This is a genomic window from Amycolatopsis sp. CA-230715 (genome assembly GCF_018736145.1).
Lineage (GTDB): Bacteria > Actinomycetota > Actinomycetes > Mycobacteriales > Pseudonocardiaceae > Amycolatopsis.
Window position 1 is genome coordinate 266,238 of record NZ_CP059997.1, and the last position, 14,060, is coordinate 280,297.

Annotated in this window: 15 protein-coding genes; 9 read left to right on the forward strand and 6 right to left on the reverse strand. The window is 72.3% G+C overall.

The genetic code is table 11. The features are described from left to right. Nucleotides 1–45 precede the first annotated feature (45 nt). Nucleotides 46–1,623, forward strand: a complete 1,578-nt coding sequence (locus HUW46_RS01230) for a PucR family transcriptional regulator (protein ID WP_215545497.1) — start codon at nucleotides 46–48, stop codon at nucleotides 1,621–1,623. Nucleotides 1,624–1,633: 10 nt separating this feature from the next. Here HUW46_RS01230 and HUW46_RS01235 read toward each other — a convergent pair whose 3' ends face one another. After that, entirely contained in the window at nucleotides 1,634–2,524 is an 891-nt protein-coding gene (locus HUW46_RS01235) for an AurF N-oxygenase family protein (protein ID WP_215545498.1), read from the reverse strand. An 81-nt stretch (nucleotides 2,525–2,605) separates the two neighbouring features. Here HUW46_RS01235 and HUW46_RS01240 point away from each other — a divergent pair, with 81 nt between their 5' ends. Then, complete coding sequence (locus HUW46_RS01240) at nucleotides 2,606–3,295, forward strand: TetR/AcrR family transcriptional regulator (protein ID WP_215545499.1); 690 nt, start codon at nucleotides 2,606–2,608, stop codon at nucleotides 3,293–3,295. Here the strand turns inward: HUW46_RS01240 and HUW46_RS01245 are convergent. Both HUW46_RS01245 and HUW46_RS01250 read right to left on the reverse strand, forming a co-directional pair. Next, entirely contained in the window at nucleotides 3,237–4,286 is a 1,050-nt protein-coding gene (locus tag HUW46_RS01245; RefSeq protein ID WP_215545500.1) for an LLM class flavin-dependent oxidoreductase, read from the reverse strand. The genes HUW46_RS01240 and HUW46_RS01245 overlap by 59 nt on opposite strands. Nucleotides 4,287–4,330: 44 nt before the next feature. Beyond that, a complete protein-coding gene (locus tag HUW46_RS01250) occupies nucleotides 4,331–5,353 on the reverse strand; it encodes a DNA polymerase domain-containing protein (protein ID WP_215545501.1) in 1,023 nt (340 codons plus the stop codon). 48 nt (nucleotides 5,354–5,401) lie between these two features. On the opposite strand from HUW46_RS01250, the gene HUW46_RS01255 reads away from it, so the two are divergent. The 7 genes from HUW46_RS01255 to HUW46_RS01285 all read left to right on the forward strand — a co-directional run bounded on the left by HUW46_RS01255 (nucleotide 5,402) and on the right by HUW46_RS01285 (nucleotide 10,745). Further along, nucleotides 5,402–6,064, forward strand: coding sequence for a TVP38/TMEM64 family protein (locus HUW46_RS01255; RefSeq protein ID WP_215545502.1), 663 nt, complete (start codon nucleotides 5,402–5,404; stop codon nucleotides 6,062–6,064). 136 nt (nucleotides 6,065–6,200) lie between these two features. Next, nucleotides 6,201–7,754, forward strand: coding sequence for a serine/threonine-protein kinase (locus tag HUW46_RS01260; protein ID WP_256451447.1), 1,554 nt, complete (start codon nucleotides 6,201–6,203; stop codon nucleotides 7,752–7,754). 35 nt (nucleotides 7,755–7,789) lie between these two features. Then, on the forward strand, nucleotides 7,790–8,086 hold the full coding sequence (locus HUW46_RS01265; RefSeq protein WP_215545504.1) for a hypothetical protein: 297 nt from the start codon (nucleotides 7,790–7,792) through the stop codon (nucleotides 8,084–8,086). 22 nt (nucleotides 8,087–8,108) lie between these two features. Further along, nucleotides 8,109–8,531, forward strand: coding sequence for a peptide-methionine (R)-S-oxide reductase MsrB (gene msrB, locus HUW46_RS01270; protein WP_215549598.1), 423 nt, complete (start codon nucleotides 8,109–8,111; stop codon nucleotides 8,529–8,531). A 96-nt stretch (nucleotides 8,532–8,627) separates the two neighbouring features. Next, nucleotides 8,628–9,596 (forward strand): TIGR04222 domain-containing membrane protein, encoded by a 969-nt coding sequence (locus tag HUW46_RS01275; protein ID WP_215545505.1) that lies wholly within the window; start codon nucleotides 8,628–8,630, stop codon nucleotides 9,594–9,596. Beyond that, nucleotides 9,589–10,413 carry a DUF692 domain-containing protein gene (locus tag HUW46_RS01280; RefSeq protein ID WP_254125689.1) on the forward strand — a complete coding sequence of 275 codons (825 nt, stop codon included), beginning with the start codon at nucleotides 9,589–9,591 and terminating at the stop codon, nucleotides 10,411–10,413. The genes HUW46_RS01275 and HUW46_RS01280 overlap by 8 nt, the downstream gene beginning before the upstream one ends. Next, a complete protein-coding gene (locus HUW46_RS01285) occupies nucleotides 10,410–10,745 on the forward strand; it encodes a hypothetical protein (RefSeq protein WP_215545507.1) in 336 nt (111 codons plus the stop codon). Before HUW46_RS01280 ends, HUW46_RS01285 begins: the two co-directional genes overlap by 4 nt. A 12-nt stretch (nucleotides 10,746–10,757) precedes the next feature. Here HUW46_RS01285 and hemQ read toward each other — a convergent pair whose 3' ends face one another. From hemQ to hemE, 3 genes are read right to left on the reverse strand one after another with little or no spacing between them, the layout of a single operon-like run. Further along, a complete protein-coding gene (gene hemQ / locus HUW46_RS01290) occupies nucleotides 10,758–11,450 on the reverse strand; it encodes a hydrogen peroxide-dependent heme synthase (protein ID WP_215545508.1) in 693 nt (230 codons plus the stop codon). A gap of 26 nt (nucleotides 11,451–11,476) precedes the next feature. Continuing rightward, nucleotides 11,477–12,892 (reverse strand): protoporphyrinogen oxidase, encoded by a 1,416-nt coding sequence (gene hemG / locus HUW46_RS01295; protein WP_215545509.1) that lies wholly within the window; start codon nucleotides 12,890–12,892, stop codon nucleotides 11,477–11,479. Beyond that, nucleotides 12,889–13,998 carry a uroporphyrinogen decarboxylase gene (gene hemE / locus HUW46_RS01300; protein ID WP_215545510.1) on the reverse strand — a complete coding sequence of 370 codons (1,110 nt, stop codon included), beginning with the start codon at nucleotides 13,996–13,998 and terminating at the stop codon, nucleotides 12,889–12,891. Before hemE ends, hemG begins: the two co-directional genes overlap by 4 nt. Between the last annotated feature and the right edge of the window lie 62 nt (nucleotides 13,999–14,060).

The following is a 14,060-nucleotide window of genomic DNA, read 5'->3' on the forward strand; positions in this document are numbered from 1 at the left end:
CCTCTGACCGCGAAGAAAGTTTGTTCTTGCGGCTAGAATTACCGGATGGATGTTGGCCGATCGAACAAGGCCACGCTGCGCACCGTGTTGAGCAGCCTCGGCGATCACCTCGTCGAAGTCTTGACGGCCCCGCGCGGCCTCGGCGTCGAGATCGACGACGTGGCGATCCTCGACCCGGAAGACCCGCCGGACCCGCGTCCCGGCGATCTCGCGCTGGTGATCGGCGCGCGCGGCAAGGCCGCGGTCCCGGCGATCAGGGCGGCGGGCAGGGCGGGCGCCGCGGCGGTCGCGGTCAAGTCCGGTCCCGAGCTCGCCGAGCAGGCCACCGAAGCCGGGGTCGCGCTGGTCGCGGTGCGGCCGGAAGCGCGCTGGGAACAGGTCGAAGCGCTCGCGCGCGCGGTCGTCGACGCGGCGCGCGCCGACGGGGAAGCCGATACCGGCGAGCTGCTCGGCGACCTGTTCGCGCTGGCTCAGACGGTCGCCACCGTCACGGGTGGTCTCGTGAGCATCGAGGACACCGCCGCGCGTGTGCTCGCCTACTCCGCGGGCGACGAGGTGGACGAGCTGCGGCGGCTGTCGATCCTGGGCAGGCAGGGCCCGGAGAAGTACCTCGCGATGCTCCGCGAATGGGGCGTCTACCAGCGCCTGCGCGCGGGTGAGGGTGTCGTCCGGATCGACGAGCGGCCGGAGCTCGGCATCCGCAGGCGGATCGCGGCGGGCATCCACGCCGGGTCCCGGCCGCTCGGCACGATCTGGGTGCAGGAGGGCGCCACGCCGCTGACCGAGCAGGCGGAGACCGCGCTGCTCGGCGCCAGCCGCACGCTCGGACCGCAGCTGCTGCGGCGGCCCGCCGATCCGAGCCCCGAGCTACGGCTGCGGGAAGACCTGCTGGTCAGCCTGCTCGACGGCCGGGTCGACGCGCAGTCGGTCGCCGAGGACATCGGGGCCGATCCGGCGCGGCCCGCGCTGGTCGCCGCGTTCGCGTTGCACGGCGCCAACCCCGACCGGCGTCCCCGGCGCGCTGAGCTGGTGCACCTGATCACCGTGCACGCCGCCGCGTACCGACGCACCGCGATGGTCAGCGTGCTCGGCAACCGCGTCTACGCGCTGCTCCCCGATCTCGGCGAGCGCGCCGAGGCGCGGATTCTCGCGCTGGCCAAGGAAATCGTGCAGGCGGCGCGGCAGCACCTCGACCTGCCCGTGTACGCGGGGCTCGGCGGCGTCGCGACGAGGCTCGCCGACACCGCCGCGTCACGGGCCGACGCGGACCGCGTGCTCGACGCGATGGCAAGGGGCCGCTGGCAGGGCGATGTCGCGGCGCTGGCCGACGTGCGCTCCGAAGTGCTCCTGTCGGAGGTGCTCTCGTTGCTCAAGGACTCCCCGAGGATCCGCGATCCCCGGCTCGCCGAACTACGTGAGCACGACGCCAAGCACGGCGGGATCCTGCTGCCCGCCGTGCTCGCCTACCTCGAAGCCTTCGGTGACGTACGGCGCGCCGCGGCCGCGCTGAACCTGCACCCCAACACCGTGCGGTACCGGGTTCGGCGCGCCGAGGAGCTGTCCGGGATCAGCCTCGCCGATCCGGCGGACCGCCTGCTGACGCACCTCCAGCTCCGGCTGTGACCGGCTGGCATCAGACCAGGTGCGCCCGCTTCCAGATCTTCGCGCTGCGCCCGCCGATGAGGCCCTCCTCGCGCAGGAACGGCACGATCTTCTCGGCCATCCAGCGGCGTGTTTCGTGGAAGTGCGGGTTCGCGAGCGCGGCGGCCCGCCCTTCCGACGGCGTGATGCCCACGCTGGCGTAGATCTTCGGGTCCACCAAGGAATCGATCACCGCGAAGGACACCACGGCGGTGGAGAACCGGTGCCAGCCCAGCGCGCGGCGGCTCAGCTTCGGCACCGTCCTGCTGACCTCTTCGCGCGCGTACCGGACGTGGCGCGCCTCCTCGACCACGTGGATCCGGTTGACCGCGCGGATCAGCGGCTGGATTCCCGGATCGTCCATCATGGACCGCTGCAGCCGGTCGGTGGTCTCCTCGGCGACGAGCACGCTGGCGAACATCGACGGCCCGCCCGCGGTCGCCTTGTAGATCCGCGCGAGGTCGTGCACCAGCTTCGGGGCGCCGTAGCGCGGCACGCCGAGGCGTTCGGCGGTGCGCGCGAACATGATCGAATGCCGGGTCTCGTCGCCGATTTCGGTGAGCGAGTACTGCGCGTGCGCCTGCCGGGGGTCGAGATCGTAGACGTACCGGGCGAGCATCTGGATGAGGATGATCTCGAACCACAGCCCGACGCTCATGATGCTCGCGATCTCGTGCCGGGACAGTTCGACGCGCTGCTCCTCGCTCAGCCCGTCCCACAGGCTCGTGCCGTAGAGCGACATCCGCCGCGGCGGCATGAAGTAGGCGCCCTCGACCAGCGGCGCCGCCCAGTCGACGTCGAGATCGGGGTCGTAGGAGTTGCGCACCGAGGAGCCGAGCAGCCGCGTGGCGGTGCTTTCGGCGTCCCTGATCTGCCCTGGCATCGTCCCACCTCCTTAGGGGGTACAACCCTGTACCTGTTACTGAGGGTACAGCGCTGCGGGCCGGGTGGATAGACTGCCGGGATGTCCGCTTCCCCGCGTCCCGACGGCCGCACCACACGATGGGCAGGCCAGCGGGAGCGGCGGCGCACGGAATTCGTCGACGCCGCGCTCGCGGCCATCGCCGACCACGGGCCGGAAGTGTCCACCGAACAGATCGCCGATCGCGCCGGAGTCGCGAGAACGCGGCTTTACAAGCATTTCGCGGACGCCGCCGACCTGCAGGGCGCGATCGCGGCGAAGGCGCGCGAGCTGATCATCGCGGAGCTCGAACCGGTGTGGAACCCGAAGGGCTCCCCGCTGGAGATGATCACCGTGGCCGTCGAAGAACACCTGCGCTGGCTGACCGAGCACGCGAACCTCTACCGCTACCTGACCCGGCACGCGTGCGACGAAACCACTCCGGACGTCGCCGCCGCACTCGGCACGCACCTCACCGCGCTGTTCGCGGGCTACCTGCACGCGTTCGGGATCGACCCCGCGCCCGCCGAAACCACGGCGTTCGGCGTGGTCGGGTACGTGGAATCCGCGACCCGGCAATGGCTCACGCGGCTCGATGCGCCCGGCGAAACCGCGGTGAGCCGCGAGCGGCTCACCGAGCTGCTGGCCGGCGCGATCTGGGCGGTGCTCGACCACACGTTGCGCGCGGGCGGGGTCACCCTCGACCCGCACGCACGGCTGGCGCCACCCGAGGACCTGCGCCGATCCCGGTGACCGCGGCCAGCCTGCGGTAGGAGTCCAGCAGCGCGCCGCGATCGGTGGCGCCGGTGGTCACCAGGATCTCGTCGGCGCCGGAGACCGCGGCCCGGCGCGCGAGTTCGGCCCCGACCTCGTCCGCGGTGCCGAACACCTGGCCGCTCAGCGCCCGGTCGAACTGGCGGCGCTCGGTGTCGGTCATCGTCATGGCGAGCACGTCGTCGGCGCGTTTCAACGGCGGGAAGACGCCGTGGGTCCGCGAATACGCGTTCGACCACGCCTCGGGCACGAGAAGGCGCCACGCGTCCTCCGACGTCTCCCCGACCGCGACCGAAGTGGACAGCACGACGTACGGCGCGGGCAGAACTTTCGAAGGCCGGAAGCCTTCGCGGTACCGCCCGATGGCGTCCACCAGCGCTTGCTCACCGCGGATGGCCGCGATCACCAGCGGGAGGCCCAGTTCGGCCGCGAGATCGGCGCCCGCGCCGGTGGCCAGGACGAACGCGGGGATCCGCAGCCCTTCGGCGGGGAAGGCGTGCACACCGGGGTGCACGCGCTGGTCGCCGGAGAGGTACCCGAGGAGTTCGCGGACCTGGTCGGCGAACCTGTCCGCGTCGTCTTTGTTGTGCCCCAGCGCTTTCCGCACCCCGCCGGTGAACCCGACGGACCGGCCCAGCCCCATGTCGACCCGCCCGGGGAACAGCGACTCGAGCACCCCGAACTGCTCGGCGACCACGAGCGGGCGGTGGTTGGGCAGCATCACGCCCCCGGTGCCGATCCGGATGCGCGTGGTGGCCGCCCCGATCGCGGCGGCGAGCACGGTCGGCGCGGACCCCGCGATCCCCGGCACACTGTGGTGCTCGGACACCCACACCCGGTGGTAGCCAAGGGTTTCCAGCTCGACGGCGGCGCGAACGGTCTCCCTCAGCGCACTCGCGTGCGTGCCGCCCTCGGCCGCGGGCGACCGGTCCAGCACCGAAATCCGGGGTGGCGTCTCGAAATCCTGCACACCGGTTTCAACGGCTCCCCCGGCGCGCCATTCCCCAGTGTGACTCAGGTGTCGGCGCGTGCCTTGCTCGGCTGGACCCGCTTCGGCTCCCCCGGCATCTTGGGGTAGTCCGGCGGGTACGGCATCTCCCCCAGCCCGTGGTCGCGCTCGTCGCGGTCGTACCACTCGAGCGCGGTTTCCAGGCCGAACGGCGTCGCGTCCATGGTTTCGTGCGGGTCGCCGTGTTCGCGGTACCAGTCGGCCGCGGTCAGCACGTCGAAGTCGTCCGGGTGCACCTCGTCGAGCTGCGCCCAGGTCAGCGGGGTCGACACGGTCGCGCGCGCGGTGCCGCGGACCGACCACGTCGAGGCGACGGTGCGGTCGCGCGCCGCCTGGTTGTAGTCGAGGAACACCTTCCCGCCGCGTTCCTCCTTCCACCACGCGATCGTGGCGCGCTCGGGGGCACGGCGCTCGACCTCGCGGCCCAGCGCGATCACCGCGTGCCGCACCGCGATGAAATCCCATTCGGGGCGGATCCTCGCCAGCACGTGCACCCCGCGGCCGCCCGAGGTCTTCGGGTACCCGGTGATCCCCGCGTCCGCCAGCACCTCCCTGACCACGTGCGCGACCTTCACCGCGTCTTCGAACCCGGCGGCGTCGGGCGGGTCGACGTCGATCCGCAGTTCGTCGGGGTGGTCCACGTCGGGGCGCCGTACCGGCCACGGGTGGAAGTCGAACGTGCCGAGGTTGGCCGCCCACGCGAACACCGCGGGCTCGGTCGGGCACACCTCCTCCGCCTTCCGTCCCGACGGGAAGGTGATCTCGACCTTGTCCACCCAGTCCGGCGCGCCTTTGGGCACGCGCTTGGCGTAGAAGAACTCTCCGGCGACGCCGTCGGGATACCGCTTGAGTGTGGTCGGCCGCTCACCGAGCGCGCGCACCATCGGCTCGCCGAGCGCGATGTAGTGCTCGACCACGTGCCGCTTGGTGATGCCGCGCTCCGGGAAGTACGGCTTGTCCGGACTGGACACCCGTACCGTGCGCGCGCCGACCTGGTATTCGACGGGGTCACCGTTCTTCTTGGCCACGCGCACACGGTAGCGGGACGCGAAGCCCGGTGCCCTACCGTTGACCGCATGTCCCGCCGGAGGAAGCTGATCGTCGCGGCAGTCCTGCTCGTCGCGCTCGTGGTGGCCGCGTTCGTGCTGCCGGTGCCCAGCCCGGCGCGGCTGCGCGACTGGGCCGCCGGCGCGGGCCCGATGACGGCGGTGCTCTTCTTCTCGGCCTACTCGCTGCTCACCGTGCCGCCGATACCGCGCACCGTGTTCAACCTCGCCGCCGGGCTGCTGCTCGGAAACGCCGTCGGCATCGGCGTCGCGCTCGCGGCGACCGGGGTGTCCGGCGCGCTCGGGTTCGGCCTCGCCAGGCTGCTCGGCCGCGATCTCGTCACCGCTCATCTCCACCGCACACCGGTGCGCGTGGTCAACGAACGGCTCTCCGGCGGCGGCCTGCTCGCGGTGACGTCGCTGCGCCTGATCCCGGTGGTCCCGTTCGCGCCGCTCGGCTACTGCTGCGGCATCTCGTCGATCCGGTTCTGGCCGTACCTCGCGGGCACCGTGCTCGGCAGCGTGCCGGGCACGGTCGCGGTGGTCGTGCTCGGCGACGCGCTCACCGGCGGCACCCCGCCCGCGCTGATCGCCTGCTACGGCGGTTTCGCGCTGCTCGGCGGGCTCGGCCTGCTCAAGGTCGTCCGCGCGAAGGAGCGGGCGCCGGAGGAAGTGGCCGCGGTCACGAGCTGACGGGCGCGGCTGACCGCAGGCGCAAACTCCGGCCCGCTACACTCGAACGAGTGCGCGGCGGCGTTGTTCGCGCTCGGTCAAGCCACGAACGCGAGATGTTTCTACAGGAGTAGGCGTCATCGACACCGGTCAGCTCATCGCAGGGCACTATCGCCTCGTCGAGCACATTGGCAGCGGTGCCATGGGCGTCGTCTGGCGTGCTGTCGACGAACGACTCGAAAGATCCGTCGCCGTCAAGCAAATCCTTGCCCAGCCGGGTCTTTCCGAGTCGGAACGGGCGACCGTGCGCCAGCGCGCCATGCGCGAGGCCAAGAACGCGGCGCGGTTCCAGCACCCCAACGCGATCGTCGTCTTCGACATCGCCGAGCACGGCGGCGATCCGTGCCTGGTCATGGAATACCTGCCGTCGAAGAGCCTGTCGGCGGTCCTCGCCGAGCAGCCGACGCTGCCGCTCGCCCAGGTCGCCCGCATCGGCGAGCAGGTCGCCTCCGCGCTCGTCGCGGCGCACCGCGCCGGCATCGTGCACCGGGACATCAAGCCCGGCAACATCCTCATCGACGAGTCCGGGACCACGAAGATCACCGACTTCGGCATCTCGCGCGCCGCCGGTGACCTCACCCTCACCCAGACCGGCCTGATCGGCGGGACGCCCGCGTACCTGCCGCCCGAACTGGCCCGCGGCTCCGATCCCGCGCCCGCGTCCGACGTGTTCTCGCTCGGCGCCACGCTGTACCACGCGCTCGAAGGCCAGCCACCGTACGGCAACAGCTCCAACCAGCTCGCGCTGCTCTACACCGCGGCCAACGGGCAGGTCATCCCCCCGCGCCAGTCCGGCCAGGCGACCGCGCTGCTGATGAGCCTGCTGCGCGCCGAGGCCGACGAACGGCCGAGCATGAGCGAAGCGCGCGAACGCCTCGCCGCGCTCGCCGCCGGGGAACCGGCGCCCGCCGCGACAGCGGTGTCACCGCCGCTGTTCGGACCGGGCCGCCAGCCCGCCGCCCCGGTCGACACGCCCGGCCAAGGCATCCCCAGCGCCGCCGCGCCCCCGCCGTGGCAGCGCACCCCCGCCGCGCCCGCGACCCCGCCCCGGCTGCCGACCTCGACGTTCGCGCCCGCCGCCGTGCCCACCGCGGCGGCGCCGCACCGGCCACCAGAGACCGCGCAGGCGGCGAAGAGCGCGCCCAACCGCAAGGCGATCATGCTCGGCTCCGGCGCCGCCGGGGTGCTCGTCGTCGCGCTGATCGTGTTCCTGGTGCTGAACAACAGCAGCAAGAACGAGGCGCAGACCCCGCCTCCGGCCACTCCGTCCTCGTCCTCGGCCAAACCGCCGTCGTCGTCGAAGTCGCCGAGCACGGCACCGTCCTCCCCCGTCGGCCAGACGCCCAGCACGGGCAAGGTCGAGTACAGCCAGGCGGGCGGCCTAGTCGACCAGTTCATCAGCGCCAAGGGCTCCGCCGCCGCATGGGGCATGCTGACCCCGGGCGCGCAAGGGGCCTTCAAGGGGGCGGAGGACTTCGCCGCCTACTGGGCCGGTATGTCCAGCAGCTACGGGGTAATCCGCGCCGACCGTGGCTCGAACGCGGACGGCTCGGTCGACATGTACGTCAACCTCCCCAGCGGCCGCAAGGCGTTCCGCGTGGTCAACACACCAGCCGGGCTGAAAATCGACTCGGACACCCACGTCGGTTGATGCGCGCGGGCCCGCCGGTGGCTTACCGTGGGCCCATGGCCGATACCGGGCGTGACCCCCGTCGCCGGTTCCACGACGACCTCGTCGGCCTCGACCCGAACGATCCGGAGGCGCGCGCGTTCGCCGAGCACCTCGACCGGATCGAACGCTGCGAGCCCGCTTTCACCGTCGAAGCGTCCATCGACGGTGTCGCCGACTTCGCCGATTCCAGCGCCCGCCTCGGCGGCCTGCGGTACTGGGCGGCGGTGCTGCTGGTGGCGCTCATCATGCTCGGCGTGATAGTCGCCTCGTGGGAGATCCTGGTGCGGGCCGCGCACTGGCTCGCGGAGTAGCGTGGGGACCATGAAACCCGGCATGAAGCCTGTTGTCGGCGCGACCCCCCGAGTCGTGAAGTCCGACCAGGAATGGCGGCAGGAGCTCGCGCCGGAGGAGTACGCGGTGCTGCGCCAGGCCGCCACCGAGCGTCCCTTCACCGGCGAATACACCGACACCGAGACCGTCGGCGCGTACGAATGCCGCGCCTGCGGAGCCGAACTCTTCCGCAGCACCACCAAGTTCGCGAGCCACTGCGGCTGGCCGTCGTTCTACGACCCCGCCGACTCCGACGCGGTGCTGCTGCGCGAAGACCGCACGATGGGCATGAAGCGCATCGAGGTGCTGTGCGCTTCGTGCCACAGCCACCTCGGCCACGTGTTCGAGGGCGAGGGCTACGACACGCCGACCGACCAGCGCTACTGCATCAACTCGATCGCGCTGAAACTGGTGCCGGAAGGCTGAGCCCGCCGGTCTCGAACTGGTCACTCCCCCCGTGCGGCGTGCCCGCACCCACTACGGTTGGTCACTCGCGAGTTCTACCGAGCTGGGGGAGCGATCATGGATGAACCGTGGGGTATTTCCGGTCCCGGATTCCTGGGGCTCTACGCGGTCCTGCTGCTGGTGCCGATCGTGGTGAAACCGCTGTGGGTCGCGTCGCTCAAGCGCGCCGGTGGCGGCAGGCAGTCCTCGGTGCCCGACGTCTACCACCTCGCCTACGTCGCGGGCGGGCCGGACAGGGTCACCGACACCGCGATCGCCGCGCTGGTGGACAGCGAGCGCCTGCGGGTGTCCTCGTCCGGCAGGCTCACCGACACCGGCACGATCCCGACGGACAGCGTCGAGGCCGCGGTGGTGCGGCACGTGGCCACCACCGGCGGGACGGTGCGCCAGGTCCGGTTGCGGATGCGCGTGGACAACGCGATGTACGCGGTCGAACGGGAGGTCACCGAGTCCGGCCTCATCGTCTCCGACGACAAGCGCCGCACCGTGTGGCGTTCGGTCATGGGTTTCTACGCGCTGGTCCTCGTGCTCGGGATCGCGCGCTGGATCAACGGGAACTCGCACGGGCGCTCGACCGGGTACTTGACCTGGTTCGTGCTCGCCGCGGTCGCGGCGCTGCTGCTCACCCGCTTCCTGATGCGACGCGACCGCCCCGGCCTGGCCAGCTCGGCGGGCGACAAGGTGCTGGCCGAGGCACGGGAAGCGCGGCAGCGGGCCGAAAACGCGGAGCAGACCGAAGAAGCCGGAGCACCCGGCCAGCGCTCGCCCGTGAGCGGGCTGGCCGGCGCCGGCCTGTTCGCGGGCGCGGTCGGCGCGGTGGCGCTGGGCGGGCTCGCGATGTATCCCGACGAAGAGCTCAGCGACGCGATGATGCCCCAGGCGGGCGGGCTGTTCAGCGGCAACGGCTCGTGGGGCGGCGGCAACTACGGTGGCGGCTCGTCGTGCGGCGGGTCTTCCTGCGGCGGCGGTTCTTCGTGCGGTGGCGGCGGTTCGTCCTGCGGCGGTGGTGGCGGGTGCGGTGGCTGACTCGCTCGCCCCGCTCGGGGTCGGGATCGGCTGGCGGCCGGAGATCGACCTGTCGATCGCCCGGCTGCCCGGCGTCGACTGGGTCGAGGTCGTCGCCGAGAACCTCCACGTCGAGCACCTGCCCGCGTCGCTGCTTTCGTTGAAGCAACGCGGACTTCCGGTGCTGCCGCACGCGGTTTCGCTGTCGCTGGGCGGTGCGGAGGATCTCGACACCGCCCGCGTCGAGCACCTGGCCGCGGTCACCGACGCGCTCGACGCGCCGATGGCGAGCGATCACGTGTGCTTCGTGCGCGCGGGCGGGCTGGACGCGGGCCACCTCATCCCGCTCCCCCGCACCCGCGCGGCGCTGGACGTGCTGGTGGACAACGTGAAGCTGACCCAGTCCATCCTGGGCGTGCCGTTCGCGGTGGAGAACATCGCGGCCGTGCTCGAATGGCCGGACGCGGAGCTGTCCGAGGCGCGGTTCCTGGCCGAGCTGACCGAGCGCACCGGCTGCGGGCTGATCATCGACGTGGCGAACCTCTACGCCAACGCGCGGAACATCGGCACCGATCCCGAGGTCTTCCTCGACGAAATTCCGCTCGAGAAGATCGCCTACGTCCACGTCGCGGGCGGCGTGGACCGCGACGGCGTCTACCACGACACCCACGCGCACCCGGTGCGGCCCGAGGTGCTCGAGCTGCTCACCGAGCTGCGGTCGCGGACCGAGCCGCCGGGCGTGCTGCTGGAACGCGACGACGACTACCCCAGCGACACCGAACTGGCGGGTGAGCTGGCCGCGATCCGGGCCGCGCTCGACGCCGGGGCGCGGGCGTGACGTCCGAACGGAGGAAACTCGCCGAGCAGCAGGCGGCGCTGCTCGAAGCGCTGCTCTCGGGCGGGCCGTCCCCAGCGGGGTTCGACGAGGACCGCGTGCACGTCGAGCGGAAGGTGTTGCGCGCCAAGCGAAGGCGGGTCGTCGGCTACCTCAGGCCCGATCTCCCCGACGCGCTCGGCGGCCGGTTCGCGGCGCTGTTCGACACCTACGCCGACGAGCGGCCGAAGTTCGTCGGCACCAGGGCGCGCGAGGACGCGGCCGCGTTCGCGGCGTGGCTCGTCGACCGCGGCGAACTGCCGAAACCGCGGCGGTGGAACCCGTTCCGTCGCTAGTCCACAATGGACTTACGGGAGGTTGGTGATCAGCTCCGACGGCGGCACCCTGGTCCCGGTGTAGAACGGGACCTCCTCGCGGACGTGCAGCCGCGCCTCGGTGCCGCGCAGGTGGCGCATCAGGTCGACGATGCGGTGCAGTTCGTCGGCCTCGAAGGCGAGGATCCACTCGTAGTCGCCGAGCGCGAACGACGCGACCGTGTTGGCGCGCACGTCCGGGTAGTCCCGCGCCTCCTTGCCGTGGTCGGCGAGCATCTTGCGGCGCTCGTCGTCCGGCAGCAGGTACCACTCGTAGGAGCGCACGAACGGGTAGACGCAGATGTACTTGCGCGCCTCTTCCCCGGCGAGGAAGGCGGGCACGTGGCTCTTGTTGAACTCGGCGGGCCGGTGCAGCGCGACCTGGCTCCACACCGGCGTCGACACCTTGCCGAGCGGGGTGCGGCGGAACCCGGTGTAGGCGGCCTGCACCTGCTCGATCTCCTCGGCGTGCCACCAGATCATGTAGTCGGCGTCGGCGCGCAGCCCGGCCACGTCGTACACCCCGCGCACGATCACGCCCTTGCCCTCGAGCGCGTCGAGGTACTCGGTGGTCTCGCGCGCGGCGGGGCCGCGGTCGTCCGGCAGCTTGCCCGGCTCGACGCGGAACACCGACCACGCGGTGTAGCGGATGGTGTCGTTGAGCTCGTTGTAGTTCAGGCGCGCCATGGCACCCAGTATGCCAACCTGCGGACCTACTCGGTCGGCATCCCCGCCGTGACGGTCGTCGCCGCCGCGGTGGCCGTCGCGATGCACGCCGGGATGCCGACGCCGTGCAACGCCGCGCCGGTGACCGCGAGCCCGCCCGCCTCGGCGACCGCGCGCTCGATGCGGGCGACCCGCTCGAAGTGCCCGACCGAATACTGCGGGAGGCCGCCGCCCCACCGCGTCACCGCGACCTCGATCGGTGTCGTGGTCAGCCCCGTGGTCTCGGCCAGATCGCGCCGGACGAGATCGGCCAGTTCGTCGTCGCCGGCCTGCAGCGACGCCGTCTCGCCGAACCGGCCGACGGACCCGCGCAGCAGCACCGGGCCGTCGTTTTCCCCGTAGTGGCCCCATTTCCTGGCCGAGAAGGTGAACGCCTTCGCGGTCAGCGGGGTGCCGGACGGGGCGCGCTCCCCCGCTCCGATCAGCAGCCCCGAGGACTCGGGCAGCTCGGTCCCGCGCGGGAAGGCCATCGCGACGACGGCCATCGACGCCAGCTCGATCCCGGCGAACGCCTCCGCCGCGGCGGGCACGGCGTCGGCCAGCAGCCGCCTCGCGGCGGGCGCGGGCACCGCGAGCACGACCGCGTCGACGTCGAGCACGGACTGCTCCGGCGCGTGCGCCTGCGCGGCCGCGCCCAGCTCCAGGCGCCACCCGGTCGCCGTGCGCCGGAGCGCGCGGGCGGGGACGCCGAGCCGGATCCGAGCGCGCGAAAGCTCGGCGAGCCTGGTGATGACGGTGCCGAGTCCGCCCTTGAGCGTCCCGAAAACGGGAGCCCCGCTCGGGGACGGCGGCGTGATCGAGGCCGCGGCTTCGGTGAGCGACCGAGCGCCGCCGTCGATCGCCTTCGCCAGCCCCGGCATCGTCGCGCGCAGGCCGAGCCCGTCGGCGCCGCCCGCGTACACGCCGCCCAGCAGCGGATCGACGAGCCGGTCGACCAGCTCGTCCCCGAACCGCCGCCGCAGCAGCGCGCCGAGATCGGTGTCGTGCTCGCCCAGCTCGACGGGCGGCAGCCCGGCTTCGGCGGCGACAAGGGCGACCGCCTCCGGCGAGAGCACCCCCTTGACCGCTTCGGGCGAGCTGGGCACCCCCATCACCGTCCCGGCGGGCAGCCCGGTCGCGTGCCCGCCCGCGAGCACCGTGGCGCGGGCGCCGGTCGGATGGGTCAGCCGGTCGCCGAGGCCGATCTCCGCCACCAGGTCCATCGCCTCGGGCCTGCGCGCCAGGAAGGCCTCCGCCCCCACGTCGTAGGCGCGGCCCGCCAGGTCGATCGTGCGGAGCTTGCCGCCGAGCCACGGCGACGATTCGACGACCGTGATCTCCGCGCGGTCACCGAGTTCGGCGCGCAGCCGGTAGGCGGCGGTGAGCCCGGAGATCCCGCCGCCGACGACGGCGATACCGGTCATAACTGGTGGATCAGCTCGACGACCCTGGTCAGCACGTCCGGGTCGGTACCGGGGAGCACGCCGTGACCGAGGTTGAACACGTGCCCCGCGGCGGCTTTGCCCTCTTCGGCGATGCGCCGCACCTCGGCCTCGACGACCGGCCACGACCCCAGCAGCAGCGCCGGATCGAGATTGCCCTGCACCACCACGGGTTTCTCCGACGGGGAAAGCCTGCGGACGGCCTCGTCGAGCGGCACGCGCCAGTCGACGCCGACGACGTCCGGCCCCGCGTCGCGCATCGCGGTGAGCAGTTCGCCCGTCCCCACGCCGAAGTGGATCCGCGGCACGCCGTAGGCCGCGACCCCCTCGAAGACGCGCGTGGAATGCGGCAGCACGAATTCGCGGTAGTCCCGCGGTGAAAGCGCGCCAGCCCACGAGTCGAAGAGCTGGATCGCGTCGGCACCGGCGTCGAGCTGGGCCATCAGGAAGGTCAGCGCGATGTCGGCGAGCTTGCCCGCGAGCGCGTGCCACACCCGCGGCTCGGAGTGCATGAGCGCCTTGGTGTGCTCGTGGTTGCGGCTGGGCCCGCCTTCGATCAGGTAGGAGGCGAGCGTGAAGGGCGCGCCCGCGAACCCGATCAGCGGCGTCGTGCCGAGCCGCTCGACGAGCAGGCGCACGCCGTCGGCGACCGCGCCGACCTGGGCAGGGTCGAGTTCCGGCAGCGCCGCGACATCGGCGGCCGAGCGGACGGGCGAGGCCACGACGGGGCCGGTGCCCGGCACGATGTCGATGTCGACACCGGCCGCGCGAAGCGGGACCACGATGTCGCTGAACAGGATCGCGGCGTCGACCCCGTGCCTGCGGACCGGCTGCAGGGTGATCTCGGCGAGCATCTCGGGGTCGAAGCACGAGTCGAGCATCGCCACGCCTTCGCGCAGCGCACGGTACTCGGGCAGGGACCGGCCCGCCTGGCGCATGAACCACACCGGCAGCCTCGCCGGTGTGCCACCGCGCGCGGCGACCAGGAAGGGGGCGTCGGGCAGCACGCGGCGAGCGGGGCTCGAGCCGGGTGCGGCGGCCTGCGCGACGGCCGGGCCGGGCGCGGGTGAAGCAGGCGTGGTAGGCATCGCCTCAATCATTCCACGCCCGGTTTGCCGCGTGTTTCCCCGGCGCGTCTGCCCGACCACCG

Bases quoted from the DNA above. Each gene is read 5' to 3' on its own strand.
- HUW46_RS01255 (WP_215545502.1), top strand. From the start codon at position 5,402: ATGTCCCGCCGGAGGAAGCTGATCGTCGCGGCAGTCCTGCTCGTCGCG.
- HUW46_RS01265 (WP_215545504.1), top strand. From the start codon at position 7,790: ATGGCCGATACCGGGCGTGACCCCCGTCGCCGGTTCCACGACGACCTC.
- msrB (WP_215549598.1), top strand. From the start codon at position 8,109: ATGAAGCCTGTTGTCGGCGCGACCCCCCGAGTCGTGAAGTCCGACCAG.
- HUW46_RS01275 (WP_215545505.1), top strand. From the start codon at position 8,628: ATGGATGAACCGTGGGGTATTTCCGGTCCCGGATTCCTGGGGCTCTAC.
- HUW46_RS01230 (WP_215545497.1), top strand. From the start codon at position 46: ATGGATGTTGGCCGATCGAACAAGGCCACGCTGCGCACCGTGTTGAGC.
- HUW46_RS01235 (WP_215545498.1), bottom strand. From the start codon at position 2,524: ATGCCAGGGCAGATCAGGGACGCCGAAAGCACCGCCACGCGGCTGCTC.
- hemQ (WP_215545508.1), bottom strand. From the start codon at position 11,450: ATGGCGCGCCTGAACTACAACGAGCTCAACGACACCATCCGCTACACC.
- hemE (WP_215545510.1), bottom strand. From the start codon at position 13,998: ATGCCTACCACGCCTGCTTCACCCGCGCCCGGCCCGGCCGTCGCGCAG.
- hemG (WP_215545509.1), bottom strand. From the start codon at position 12,892: ATGACCGGTATCGCCGTCGTCGGCGGCGGGATCTCCGGGCTCACCGCC.
- HUW46_RS01240 (WP_215545499.1), top strand. From the start codon at position 2,606: ATGTCCGCTTCCCCGCGTCCCGACGGCCGCACCACACGATGGGCAGGC.